The following is a 12,903-nucleotide window of genomic DNA, read 5'->3' as shown; positions in this document are numbered from 1 at the left end:
TCACAGGGCCAGCCTCGTTAAAGCGAGTGCGCGAGAAGCGGGGGGCTCTCGGTCATCGCCGCATCCAGCTTCCGCCGCAACAGCGCGCGATAGAGTTTGACGTGTTCTTGCGCGCAGGCGAGGCGGTCGGCGGGCTGTCGCATGGAAACGCGCAGCCGCTCCCAGATTTGACTATCATCCAAGACTTCGACGATGCGGTCCGCGAGGTCCTGGCTGCTGCCTGCGCGAAAGTGCAGGCCGTCTTTTCCGTCACGCACCTTCTCGGCCATCCCCCCGATGTCGGAGCAGATCATCGGCCTACGGTGGAGCAGGGCCTCCTGGATCACGATGGGCGAGTTTTCCCACCAGACGGACGGCATAACCACCCAGTCGACCGAACGCATGAGACGCGGCAGGTCCGCGTTCTGGTAAGCGCCGTAGAAACGGACGCGGTGGCCTGCGTCGGCGATGAGCTTCTTCATCCGCTCCTGGAATTCGATCGGCTGTCGCTCGAGGTTGCCGCCGAAGATCATCAGGCAGGAATCTTCGCCCCATATCTCCTTCGGGATGCGCGAAACGGCGTCGATCAGGAGGTCGGCCCCCTTGAACGGCGTCATTTGTCCGAAATAGGCAAAGCGGTTGCGGCGCGGGCTTGTACCTTGGGCTTCTCGCGCGGGCGCAGCTGTTTCTACGGTGATGCCGTTCTCGATCACGCTGAGCTTGTCCTTTTCGATCCCCCATGCGACGTAGCGCTCCGCCAGAAACCGGCTGGGGGAGACGAAAGCGTCGGCAAGGCCAAGCATCCCGCGCGCAAACAGCTCTCGCTTCAGGAAGCGTGAGACGGGGATGTCGGGAAAGCAGCCGTGGCAGGCGACGGGGGATGCTGTTTCGCAGAGCTGACCGGAAGGCCGTCTTACCATCTGCCCGTGATTGTGGCAGATCGAAAGGTACTCGTGGAACGTGACGAGTATCGCCGTGTGCGGGAATGCTTCTCTAAGGGCATAGAGGGCTTCAAGGCCAATGCCCAGAACGTGATGGAAATGCACGACATGGGGCCTGAGATCGCGTGCGAAACGCAACAGGTCTCGGCTGATTGCCTGGGTATCGCCATTGGACAAAAAGAAATGGTCGTAGTCGTCCGCGTGGAACAGCAACTCATCCTCGGCAAGGCGAAGGCTCATCAGCGCGGACGAGGCATGTCGCGGGACCGGATGGCCGACCCGGGCCAGGTAAACCGATTGCACGTTCGGCAATGCGTTCAGGCCGCGATGCAGGTTGTAAGAGGCGATTTCCGCCCCACCGAGCGAAACCGTCGGATGCGCATGCGAGACGACAAGGACGCGAAGCTGCTCGCTCATGCGGGCCTCCTTTCGGGTTGCTTTTCAACGGTGAGGATAGGCAACCATTGGCTCTTGAAGATCTTTCGATCGATCTCTTCCACCAGAGCCGCCATCGCTGGACTATCACCGTTGCCTGCGTCGTCGCAGCCCCACATCTGCACCGATGGCAGCAAGTAGGAGTCAAACCCGGAGCGGCTGAGACGGAGGCCGAGATCCAGACCCTTTTCCTGCGCGCCCAGATAGCCGCCGGAAAAGCCGCCGGCGCGCAACAGGGCATCGCGAGGCATGACGCAGCACTCGAGCGAGGCCGCCGCGATACGGGTCAGCTTCATCTCGGCAACCGCTTTGAGAGGATATCCAGCAAAGCGGCCCACGACCGGTTCGTCGCAGTTGCCGTCATCGATCCAGCTTCCGGCCCAGCGAATGGAATGGTCCTCGTAAACCAGGACGGGCGAGACAATGCTTCCTTTGAGCGTCGCGGCCGTGGCCAAGAGCTTGCCATACCAGCCTTTCCCGCGCGGGATCAGTGAAGCGGAGAGCGACACGACCGTTTCACAGGAGAGTGCTTGCGTGCCGGCTTCCAGCATGTCGTGGACGTCGCCTGTTCCCTTCACCGATACCAGTCTGGCCGAAAGGCTATAGAACCGCGCGAGTTCCCTGAGGCGAGCAACCTGCCTGCGAAACCGCTCCGCGGGCATTGCGATCACGATCGGCGTGTGCCGCGTCTCCGGATCGAGCGCAAGCAAGGCCAGCAGCGGGGAAATGTCCTCCTCGCCCTCCCCGGCGCCGATGACGATTGGCGGGCTGTTTTCCTCATCGAAGGAGCCGGCATCGAGGGTTGTCTCGATAACCGGCGTAAACCTTCCGGATTGTCCGAGGAACGGGACAATTTGTGAATCGACTATCGCCGGCAGCGCACAGTTTGCCGGATCGATGGAGCCGATCTGGCGCAATGCCGCCAAGCGCGCAGAAACCCGCGTTGGTTTCACTGGCAGAAACGCACGGCGCGAATCGTGCAGGGTTAGTTCGAAGTAGAGGGGCGCACCAGGATCTTCATTCGGCAATCGGGCGTGGGCGATGAAGCCATGCGCGCTCTGTTCGCTCCGAAAGCTCGGCGTGAAGTGCTGCTGGTCGTTGAAACTGTCCGTGACATCGGGGCGATCGAAGCGCGCCCAGCGTTCGTCGAGGCCAGCGGCGGCATCTCCTCGACGCAGTCTTACCGTTGCGACGTGGCCGTCGGGGTCATAAAGCCAGCCGGAGACGAGAAGGTTTCCTCCATCGGCCTCAAATGTGCTGTCTATACCCATCCGGACGGGATACGGCAGGCTGGAGACGGTTTCTTTGCCCTCAAAACTGTTGGCGGCTGCTCGCAGGGACAGGAGCACGTCCGGCGCGCCATGGGTCCGCAGCAGAATCGACCTGATATGTTCGGGCGTTTCCAGAGGGCCGGCGATGCGCTTTCGAGGGTGGACCGCAACATACCTCCAACCGGCGCGCCCCCGAAAGACCAGACCTTCGATGTCGAGGCCGCGGGCAGCCTGGCTGGACTCGAGTAGGCCGACAAAACCAGAGGCGCCATCGGGAGCGTCCGGGCGAGGAAAGATGGCGATACCGCACTCCGCGACCACCGGTGTTACGTTGCCGACCACGGATACCCGGCAAGGCCCCGGCGCCATGGCGCGGCTCCAGCCCTGCAGGAATGTCGCGCCATCATGGCTCTCACCAATCAACTCGATAAACCCATCGCTGGCGTGGGCCGACTGCAAAAGCGCCGCTATGGTCAGAAGTTTGCGGCGGGTGACATTGCCGACCATCAGAGCGTCCACGAGCTGGTCGACGACCGCGGCTGACTGAGATCCCGCGGACTCGACCACAAGCGCGGCTGCTTCCTCCGGGGAGGCAAGTCGGGGCGCAAAGACGTAGCGTGCGCCCGTCTCCTCCTCTCCGAACCGGATCGTGGTCATGGCCAGGTCCGTCCCCACATCCGGAAGGAGCGCCGCGAAGCCGTGCTTGGCCCGCGGTGAGGATGCGGCCAATCGCCATTCCGAGACAAACAAGCTTGACGTGACTGCTTGATCCTCACCGAGGCCGACCACCACGTCGCCGGCCGTGACACGGCCGAGGCCGATGATCAGCCAGGTTGTCTCGTCGACGCGGCAACCGATAACCCTTCCAAAACGCATTGCCCTGCTCGCCCCATGCCCGCCTGCCGAGGGACTAATGACAGCGGGGGATTGTTCTCTCACCAGCACGCTTTACCCTCCCTGGATCAGATTCTGGCAACCAGCGTAAGGCTGGCGCCCGCGGCAAATCCCACGAGAACGAACAGCAGCAGCAGCAGGGGCTTTATTTCGCCGTTCGCACGCTTCCGCAACGCATTCAGGTTCTTCTCCATTCCTGCCACAACTCCATCCAGCCGCATCAGGTGGACGTCGAAATCATTCAGCCGTTGGCTCATATCCACCTTGAGGCTTTCGACGGCCTTGCTGACATCGGTGGGCCCGGCGGTCTCGGTCTTGTCGGCGTCGATTTCCGGTGCGCGCTGCAGCGAGCGCTGTGAGACCTGCAACTGCCGCTGCGCCGCCATCAGCAAATCGAGCTTATCGAGCACTTTCGCCAGCGGTGCGGCGATAAGAGCCTCGGCCGCCTGCTCGTCTGGCTGGGGAACGCGCAGGGCCTGCTCGGAACCGCTTCCATTCCGCGCCATGACGACAATATCGTTCGCCCGAGAATGGACGGGATCGGGCAGCGCGATCTCAAATGCGTGCTTGCCGTCGCCGATACCGTTGCGACGCAAGTCGGGGCGATTGCGGTCGGCAACAGCCTCGGCAATCACCTTGCCATCGAGGAGGACACGAATGGTCAGCCGTTGATCCGGCGCCATCGGGTCGAATGCCCAGCCGAAGATCCGGCCCATGTCAACGGCATCCACCCGGCCGTTCATCGGCTTGGCGTTGTCCTGTTCGGATGCGGCATCCGGTCGTTCAGCGGGACTGGTCATAAGCTCTCCAATGCCTGAGCCTGTGCCGTCTCCATCCACTTGAGGTAGCGGCGGGCGGTCGTGTCGATGTCGTCGGGCTTGCGAGCGTTTTCGGAGAGCCGGTGCAGCACGTTCGGCTCTTCCACTATGTTCCGCATCGCCGCGGCGAGCGCTCGGGCATCGTTGGGTGGAACAGTCAGGCCGTTGACGCCATGCTCGATCATCTCAGCCATTCCTCCGATATTGCTGGCGATGACCGGACGGCCTTGAGCCTGGGCTTCCTGAATGACAAGCGGCGCGTTCTCCCACCAGACGGAAGGAACTATGGTGCAATCGACCGCGGCCACCAGATCGCCAATATCTTCGCGTCGATAGGGGCCCCTGGACTGCACCGATTCTGACGTTTCGGCAAAGCGCCGATTGATCTCATCGACGAAGGCCTCGCTCTGGAAAGGCGCTCCGCCATGGATGCGGAGTTCGAAATCAAGGCCATCGGCCAGAAGCTGGCGCGCCGCGTCGAGCAATACGGTCACCCCCTTCCAGGGGTTGAGATTTCCGAAATATCCGAAGACCGGTCTTCCGCCCTGGAGCAGCTCCCTTCGCGCGCCGGCATTTCGGGTGGGGATACCATTGGGAATGACGCTAATCGCACCTTCGTCCAGTCCCCAGAGCACGAAGCGTTCCCGTAAAAAAGCGCTTGGCGAGACGAAGTGGTCAACCGTGCTCAGCAGGGCCTTGAGGTGGCGTTCGCGCAAGGCAAAGCGATCGAGCGGAATGTCCTTGAAACAGCCATGGCAGCGGTCCGGGCTTGCTTGGTGACAAAGCTCCTTGCTGCCGGTGCGTACCATCAGGCCCTCGTGGTGGCAAATGGGATAGTAGTCATGGAGCGTCATGACGATCTGGCAGTGGGGTAAGGTGCGGCGGACGATATGAGGGAACTCGGCGCCAAGCAGCAGCAGGTGATGGAGGTGAACCACATCTGGCCGGAAATCGCGCAGCAACTCCGCTATGTCCGGCACAACACCATAAAGGTCGATCTGACTCATGAAGAAGCGATCGAAGTGTCCGGACCACAGCAGGACCTCATCTCCCGCCGAGCCGATGCTCTGAAAGCTCGTGCCCGGTCTGGCTTCGCGGTGAATTTGGTTCGTGGCGCCGAGAAACAGGGCTTCGTGCCCCTCGCGCTGGTAGGCGCGGAACAGGTCGTGAGCAAATATCTCCGTTCCACCCGGGTGAAGGGACGGATGGTTGTGGGCTGCCACCAGAATACGCTTGCTCATCGACCATTTCCCCGGCGCTTCGCCACGATGAAGTCCTGATGGTGGCCCGCGTTGGTGCCGCGCCAATGGCCAAGCGATTTCAAAGCGACGGAAAGGCCGGCCCGTTCGAGCGCCTTGTCCAGAAAGCCGTCTTCGAAACCGACCGCGGCAAGCGGTGGCTGGTTGGGTACGAACCAGCATGGGCTTTCGCCATAGCGGCGGAAGGGGAGACGCGGATCGCGCCGCCCGTGTTCGTTTGCCGCCGCGATCCGGTCGACCACGAAGGCGGTCATGAACAGGCGCCCGCCGGGTGACAGGATCCTGCGGATCTCGGCGAGGTAGACAAGGACCTCCGCGGGCGGCAGATGAGTGACCACGGACGTCATGATGACGAAGTCGAAATGGCGATCCGGAAAAGGAAGCGTCAAGGCCATCCCGCTGATCTTGCCGTTCGGATTGTACAGCTCGTGAGCGATGTCCAGTTGCCGGAAGGCGAAATTGGGGTAGGCAGGCACAATCGTTCGCTGGCACCAGCCAATACCGCTCTCGACTGGATCGACACCATCGTAGCGGCTCGTTTTCGGATCGAGATATTGGGTAAGCGGCACGGCCATCCGGCCGATGCCGCACCCGATGTCGAGAACGCGGCTGTCTTCGCGCAGGCCGCCGATGCGAATGAAATAACCGAGAAACTCCGCTCCTATCGCGCGAAAATCCCCGTCTCCCACGAAGACGTTGGTGGATTCCGGTTGCGGAAGAAAACGATTGTCCCGAACAGATTCGATTAGCCAGCGAACACGGTCTTCATCGATTAGCCGGGCCGGCTTGGTGGGGTGCAGGAGTGCCGCATGAGTCACGCTGCGTTCCTCTTCCGGATTCTCATGCCCGCCGCGGCGGGTCGATCGTGGTCCCTATCGAACAGGTTCGCCATCAGTTCGGCGATATCCTCCTCCCAGCGCTGCGTGTGCAGCCATGAATTGTATTGGCTTGCAACGCCGCGCATGTAGTCCTGGCTGCGGCGGATCGAGCGACGCTCGAAATGATACAGGCACGCTGCCGGCTCATAGGCAATCTGGAGCCCGACGCGACGGATCTTGAGGCACAGGTCGCTGTCCTCGTAGTCGCCGATCACGTAGTCCTCGGTGTACCCGCCAACGCGCTCGTAGGTGTCTCTGCGGGTCACAAGGCAAGCGCCGGTAACGCCAGGGACGTCGCGGGCTTGTTGCGCAGGCACGTAGTCGCCAGGCATGCCCTTGTGGAAATGGTGGTTCAGCCAGATCCCGCGCTGGTCGCGGCCGAAGTACAGTCCAGCGTGCTGCAGCGATCCGTCTTCGTAGATCAGTTTCGGGCCGACGGCACCCAGCTCGTTGCTTTTCAAAAGCGCTCGCGACAACACCTGAAGCCAGCCTGGCGCGCAAGGCACGACATCTGAATTGAGCATGACCAGTATGGCGCCGCGTGCAAAACGCGCGCCGGCATTGCAAGCACGCGCATAGCCGCCGTTGCGATTCATAACGACCAACTTCATCGGCAGCCCGTGCAGGAGGTGCAGGCCGCCCAGCAGGTGCTCCGTCTGATCCTGGATTTCCGGTGAATCGAGGACATAGATGACCTCCGCGTTGGCTGCGAGCCATGGATCCGTGGCCATCCCCGACAGTTGGAAGCGCAGGAAATCGAGAACCCGATAGAGGGGCACGACAATGGAAACGAGGGGTGGGCTTTTGGGCAAGCTGTAGTCCTTCGTGCTGTCGACCTCTATGGTCTTGCCCAATCGTCGTTCTATGTCCTGCAGGGCAGGGGCGAGAATCGTGCGGAAGGCACCGTCGACCGCATGCTGTGGCGGCACGGCGCGCAGGACATGGTTTCGTTGTGTCGCGGGCTCGAAAGGCTGTGGCGTCGGTATCAGCGGCCTGACCGCTCCCGAGGCAAGGCGCATCTGAAATCGCGGTTGCAGGAGCGGCCCGGGGGATTCCGGCAGCGGGACCCAGGCAACGAAACCGGTCACATCGGTCTTGCTCTTCTCATCCTTCCCTTGCGCCCATGCCGGAAATTCGTAGCTGTTGGCGTCGAGCGGCACGGCCGTGCCGTCCTCCTTGACGTAGTCGATGCCGGCGAACGCGGATGACGGCGCATGGAACCAGCCGCCGGCAAGCAGACCGTCGTCGAGCGCCAGAGCGAGATCGACCTCGCCGGACGGATGCATCGATGACTTGGCAATCCGACTTGACGCCAGTGGTGCACAAACTTGAAGGTCGATCGCCGTGGCGGCGCCGCTTTCCGGCAACGTGGCGAGTCGACGGACAATCATTTCGCGCAGTTCCACCGCCTCAAGGTTTTTGCCCCACCAACTCTGAAGACTGGGATGGCGAGGCTTGCCGTCAGCAAGCTGGCGAATGGCGACGCCGTTCTTGCTCAGGAGGACGATGAGAAACGGAGGGGAAGGCACTTCTGCGATGAAATGGCACGATTGCATGCCGTTTTTTGCGTTGCGTCCGCGAACAAGTCTTACGGCCATGCGTGTAATCGAAGCTGCGCCGATCGCATAGATCGCTGTGATGTCGCCAAGATCCGGATTGATAGCCGTCTCAATCAGATGGCTTCCCCGCGCAATCTGGCAGACGATGCTGGCGGCCTGCGGTTGGGGCACGAGCGCGTGAAGGGCGTCTTCGACCACCATGTTGAAAAGATGGTCGCTGGCGATGCGAAAGGCGCTTCGCCACACGGTCAGCAGGTTGTTGACGAACTTGATGCGGGCATCCGGCGCGAGATCCGCAAACAGTGTCTCCACATCGAGCGGCACCAGCGTGCGCGCCGGATGCATCACGATGGTTTCGGCGGTGCTGCCGTGTTCCGTGCAAATGCCGACACTCACCGGCTGCTTTTCCGGTCTCATCGCCCAGAACATTCGTTGCCTTCCGTTGCCAAGAGGCAGCATCATGCTGACGAGCGGTATCGGTGACTGGTCCATGGACAACAGGCACTTTGTGGTGGCGGGAAGGGACGGGGGGAGATCCCAGATAAGGACGGCCAGCTCCGCGCCGAGCCGAAAGATCTTTGCGTTTCTGAAAACGCCAGTGGCGTCTATCGATTCGTCGAACGTCACACGCTATCCTCTGGATCGGAGTTGCGCGCCCCACGGGAGGAGGCAGGGCGCACAGAAATCATATTCAGTGAACGGTGAAGTAGTTCTCGGGATTGGCATGGATGTCGTCGGCATCGACATTTACCAATGTGAGCGTATCGCCATGGCCGAGATCCACGACGACATTGCCCCCCACCTGCGTGACACGCGAGGCCAGGTCTTCGGGCGAAGACACGTCGAGGCCATTGATGCCCTTCGAGATCTGCAGCAGATCCTCGCCAGCGTTAAAGTCGAGGATGACGTCATTCCCGCCGCCGCCGTCGAAGACGAAGATGTCGTGGCCAGCACCGCCTGCCAGGACGTCGTTGCCAGCACCGCCATCAATGATGTCAGCACCATCGCCGCCATAAAGTATATCGGCGCCCTTGCCGCCGGACAGGAGGTCGCTTCCCTGGCCGCCGAGCAGGGTGTCGTTGCCCTTGTCGCCGTACAGAAGATCATCACCCCAGCCGCCGACGAGGTTGTCGTTCCCGTTTTCACCGTTCAACAAGTCGCTGTCATCGCCGCCGAACAGGGAATCGTTTCCCTTTCCGCCGAACAGCAGGTCGTCACCGTCGTCACCGAACACGAGGTCGTGCCCGTTGCCGCCGCTCACGAAATCAGCGCCCCCATGGGCGCGAATGAAGTCGTTAAAGCGGGAGCCGAACAGCGCATCGTCGTATGCTCCGCCTTCCAATGTGGCCATCTGCCTCTCCTCTTCGGATTTGATATTCATGCGTCTCGGCGCAGGGTGCGACGATTTCGCGCCTGAAATGTGCACTGCAAAAAACCGAAGTGCAACATATCTTGAATCTAAAATGTCCTGTCTTGAGAAATATATTTCCCAAATTGAATATTATTGGCACATTGTTTCGATAATGTCCGGGATAATAAAGTAATATGCAAATATTTTACTTTGGAATAACTTCAAAACTTGAAATAATTTCTGCTATGCAGCATTCCAGTTTCCTTGAAATCTAGTCTTCCCTGAACGCGCGATTGAAGCTCTCGAGGACGGGAGAAGTGAGGTAGTCGATCGCACGGCGTGACTCGTGGATGATCAGCACCTCCGCGGGCATGCCGGGATAGAGGTGGACATCCGGGTTTGCCTTGAGCGATGCCGGATCGAGTTTGGCGCGCGCGACGAAAAACGCACTGTTTGACTTTTCATCTACCGACTGGTCCGCGGCGACATATGTAATGGTGCCTTCCATCGGCAGGCGGGAGCGCTGATTATAGGCTGTCAGCCGCACTTGCGTATGCGAGCCCAGGGAAATGCTGTCGATGTCGCGAGGATTGACGCGCATTTCGACCAGCAGGGGCTCGTTTTCCGGAACGATCTCGAGCAACGGCTGGCCGGGCGTGACCGCGCTGCCAGGGGTGCGCAGCAAGATGTTGCTGATGATGCCATCCTGCGGAGAGCGAATCTCAAGGCGCCGCAGCACGTCCTTCGAAGCGACGATCTGCTCTTCGACGTCCGCCAGATCGATGCGTGCCGTGGTGATTTCGCCGGCAATCGTCGACTGAAAGTCACTTTCGATCCCGGTCAGCGCAAGCTGTGCGCCTGCTGCGGCTTTTTCTGCCTGGGCCTTGTTGCCGACGAGTTCGCCCCGTTCCCTCGCAAGCTCACTTAGCTTGGAGTCGATTTCGATGAGTTGCGTGCGCGGTGCCGCGCCTTTTTTCGTCAACGTTTCCGTCGCCGTCCGGTGCTCTTTCATGAGATCGATTTGCTGGTCGGTCGCCTGGATCTGGATGCCGAGCGACGTTGCTTGTTCGAGGTGCTCCTCGATGGTCTTTTGCTGGACCTCGACGCGTCCGACCTTGGTCTCGCGCCGCTTTTCGAAAAATATCGTCTCCGCCCTGACGGCGTCATCGACCGTATCGTCCCGGCTGTCATCCAAATCGCGTGGAAAGCTGATTTGCGGCATGTCAGTCTGCTCGGCTTTCAATCGCGCCAGTTTTGCGATCAGGCCAATGCGTCGGATTTGGAGCGACTGCAGGCTGGAACGGGCGCGCGTATCCTCCAACGCGATCAGGGGCTGCCCGGCGGAAACTTTGTCACCCTCCTGAACGAGCAGTAGACTCATCACGCCGCCTTCGAAATGGCTGATAGTCTTTCGCTTCGAATCGACGATGACCGTGCCGTTGGCGACCGTCGCGCTGCTGAGCTCGACCGAAAAGGCCCAGGCAAAAAATCCACCGAAGGACACAAGGACCGTGGCGAGCCCCGCAACGACAAGACGACGAAGCGGCGAACGGCTATCAAACCGGTCGAATTCCAAGTTCGAGTAGCCAACATCCCGCGATGCCGGCTGATGCCGCTGGAGGCGACGTTCTGATAGATCGGAGCGGACCGCAAGAGGGCTCTTTTCAGTCATATTGCGGCTACCTCGCGGTGTGGTTCGCCCGGCATCGTGGTTGTCACCACGGCCGTTCGCGGTCCGAACTGTGTGATGCGGCCGTTTTCGAGCACGAGCAGCTTGTCGGCGACCTGCATGATGGCTGGCCTGTGAGCGATTATGATAACGATGGCGCCGTCGTCGCGCGCACGCTCGATCGCGCGGATAAGGGCCCGCTCGCCGATCGAGTCCAGGTTTGCGTTCGGTTCGTCGAGCACGATGAGGCGAGGCTGGTTGTAGAGGCAGCGCGCCAACGCTATGCGCTGCCGCTGCCCTCCCGAAAGGGTCAGATGTCCGTCGCCGACGGGTGTGTCGTAACCGAGTGGCAGGCGTCCGATCATTTCATGGATGTCGGCCAATCGCGCCGCCTCCAGCACCTTGTAGGGATCGCTGTCGGCCATTCGCCCAATGTTTTCTCGAATGGTGCCTTCCAAAAGCGAGACGGATTGCGGCAGATATCCGACCACCTGACCGAACGAGCCACGCTCCCAGAGATAGGTATTGTTGCCGTCGAGGAAGACGCCGCCGGACGTGGGGCGCAAGATGCCGACCAGCAGCCGCGCGAGTGTCGATTTGCCGGCCGCGGACGGACCGATCACGCCCAGAACTTCGCCCGGAGAGAGGGAGAAAGAAATGCCCTTGATGATGGGCACATCCAGCCCCGGAGCGGCGTAGACGAGCTTATCGACCACGATGTCGCCCGACGAATGCGGCGTGGGCATCGTTTGGCGGATTGCAAGATCCGCCTTGAGAAGGGCCTCGAGGCGACGCCAGCCAGCGATCGCCAGCACCCATTGCCGCCAATTCTCGATGATCGAATCGAAGGGGATCAATAGGCGCCCGACAAGAATGCTCGATGCCATCATGGCGCCGGGCGTGATTTCCTGCTCCAGCACCAGATAGGCTCCGGCTGCCAGCGTCATGATCTGGATGGAATAGCGCAGGCTGCGGGTGATGGACGACATCGCCTTGCTCCTGCACCCACTCGTTTCAAAGGCACTGAGAGCCTGCAGTTGAAGGGCGCGCCAACGATTCGCCAGAGCTGGCAGCATGCCCATCGCCTCGATGGCCTCGGCATGTCGCAGCGAAGCGCCAATCCTGGACACGGCCTCGATATTTGTTTGGTTCGCCTCCTTGGTGAGTTGGTGCGTCAACATGTCGGTGACCAGGCCGCCGCAAATGAGCAATGCGGCGGAGACGGTTCCGATAAGACCAAAAAGCGGATGCAAAAGGAAAAGGGCGCCGAGGAAAATCGGTGACCAGGCAGCATCCAGGGGCGCACTGACCGCTGACGAGGTCAGGAAGCTTCGTAGTTCTGCGATGTCCCGAAGCGACTGGGTCGCGCGCGACAGGCCCTGATCCACAGAAGCCTGAACGGCGGCCGCCAGGACAGGCATGTTCATCCGGCGCACGAGCGCGCCTCCGATGGCTTGGAAAGAGAGGGCACGGATGAATTCCAGAACACCGAGCACCACAAGGGCGCCGACGGCCAAGATGGTGAGCATTGCAAGTGTGTCCATGCTCTGACTGTTGAGTACCCTGTCATGAACCTGCAGCATGAACAGAGGCATCGTCAGTTGTAATAGATTCAGACACACGCTTAGTGCCGCTGCATAAAGCAACCCTGACAAGAATACACGCTTTGCTTGTATCACTAGCAACCTTGGACTGTCCTGTTTTTGGCCTCCCCCGGTTTTCCCTTTGCTTATTGTCTCATTATGAACTGACTCACGCATGAAATTTGCCTCGAGTTAACGTTAGATCCATCTGTTGGAGGACAGATTTGGTTGTAACTGAGCCTAAGGATAGTATTGCTTCGACCAAT

Annotated in this window: 9 protein-coding genes; all 9 read right to left on the bottom strand. The window is 60.6% G+C overall.

All coding sequences use genetic code 11. The features are described 5' to 3' along the window. Positions 1 to 17: 17 nt before the first annotated feature. Positions 18 to 1,337, bottom strand: a complete 1,320-nt coding sequence (locus AM571_RS18310) for a glycosyltransferase family 4 protein (RefSeq protein ID WP_074062629.1) — start codon at positions 1,335 to 1,337, stop codon at positions 18 to 20. After that, complete coding sequence (locus AM571_RS18305; RefSeq protein ID WP_074062628.1) at positions 1,334 to 3,502, bottom strand: glycosyltransferase family 2 protein; 2,169 nt, start codon at positions 3,500 to 3,502, stop codon at positions 1,334 to 1,336. Before AM571_RS18305 ends, AM571_RS18310 begins: the two co-directional genes overlap by 4 nt. Before the next feature lie 86 nt (positions 3,503 to 3,588). Further along, entirely contained in the window at positions 3,589 to 4,320 is a 732-nt protein-coding gene (locus AM571_RS18300; RefSeq protein ID WP_074062627.1) for a hypothetical protein, read from the bottom strand. Further along, positions 4,317 to 5,579, bottom strand: a complete 1,263-nt coding sequence (locus tag AM571_RS18295) for a glycosyltransferase family 4 protein (RefSeq protein ID WP_074062626.1) — start codon at positions 5,577 to 5,579, stop codon at positions 4,317 to 4,319. The genes AM571_RS18300 and AM571_RS18295 overlap by 4 nt, the downstream gene beginning before the upstream one ends. After that, positions 5,576 to 6,415, bottom strand: coding sequence for a class I SAM-dependent methyltransferase (locus tag AM571_RS18290; RefSeq protein WP_074062625.1), 840 nt, complete (start codon positions 6,413 to 6,415; stop codon positions 5,576 to 5,578). The genes AM571_RS18295 and AM571_RS18290 overlap by 4 nt, the downstream gene beginning before the upstream one ends. Further along, the gene (locus tag AM571_RS18285; protein WP_074062624.1) at positions 6,412 to 8,661 is read right to left on the bottom strand and encodes a glycosyltransferase family 2 protein; all 2,250 of its coding nucleotides are present in this window, start codon (positions 8,659 to 8,661) and stop codon (positions 6,412 to 6,414) included. Before AM571_RS18285 ends, AM571_RS18290 begins: the two co-directional genes overlap by 4 nt. Positions 8,662 to 8,725: 64 nt before the next feature. After that, positions 8,726 to 9,385 carry a calcium-binding protein gene (locus AM571_RS18280; RefSeq protein WP_074063345.1) on the bottom strand — a complete coding sequence of 220 codons (660 nt, stop codon included), beginning with the start codon at positions 9,383 to 9,385 and terminating at the stop codon, positions 8,726 to 8,728. A gap of 271 nt (positions 9,386 to 9,656) precedes the next feature. Beyond that, the gene (locus AM571_RS18275) at positions 9,657 to 11,057 is read right to left on the bottom strand and encodes an HlyD family type I secretion periplasmic adaptor subunit (protein WP_074062623.1); all 1,401 of its coding nucleotides are present in this window, start codon (positions 11,055 to 11,057) and stop codon (positions 9,657 to 9,659) included. Beyond that, on the bottom strand, positions 11,054 to 12,814 hold the full coding sequence (locus AM571_RS18270; RefSeq protein ID WP_074062622.1) for a type I secretion system permease/ATPase: 1,761 nt from the start codon (positions 12,812 to 12,814) through the stop codon (positions 11,054 to 11,056). Before AM571_RS18270 ends, AM571_RS18275 begins: the two co-directional genes overlap by 4 nt. Between the last annotated feature and the right edge of the window lie 89 nt (positions 12,815 to 12,903).

The sequence above is a fragment of the Rhizobium etli 8C-3 genome (assembly GCF_001908375.1).
GTDB lineage: Bacteria > Pseudomonadota > Alphaproteobacteria > Rhizobiales > Rhizobiaceae > Rhizobium > Rhizobium etli_B.
The sequence above is the reverse complement of the archived record's forward strand: the minus strand, read 5'-3'. Positions and strand labels throughout refer to the sequence as shown.

Excerpts from the sequence above, each read along its gene's own strand:
- AM571_RS18275 (WP_074062623.1), bottom strand. The coding sequence starts at position 11,057 with ATGACTGAAAAGAGCCCTCTTGCGGTCCGCTCCGATCTATCAGAACGT.
- AM571_RS18270 (WP_074062622.1), bottom strand. The coding sequence starts at position 12,814 with ATGCGTGAGTCAGTTCATAATGAGACAATAAGCAAAGGGAAAACCGGG.
- AM571_RS18310 (WP_074062629.1), bottom strand. The coding sequence starts at position 1,337 with ATGAGCGAGCAGCTTCGCGTCCTTGTCGTCTCGCATGCGCATCCGACG.
- AM571_RS18295 (WP_074062626.1), bottom strand. The coding sequence starts at position 5,579 with ATGAGCAAGCGTATTCTGGTGGCAGCCCACAACCATCCGTCCCTTCAC.
- AM571_RS18305 (WP_074062628.1), bottom strand. The coding sequence starts at position 3,502 with ATGCGTTTTGGAAGGGTTATCGGTTGCCGCGTCGACGAGACAACCTGG.
- AM571_RS18280 (WP_074063345.1), bottom strand. The coding sequence starts at position 9,385 with ATGGCCACATTGGAAGGCGGAGCATACGACGATGCGCTGTTCGGCTCC.
- AM571_RS18300 (WP_074062627.1), bottom strand. The coding sequence starts at position 4,320 with ATGACCAGTCCCGCTGAACGACCGGATGCCGCATCCGAACAGGACAAC.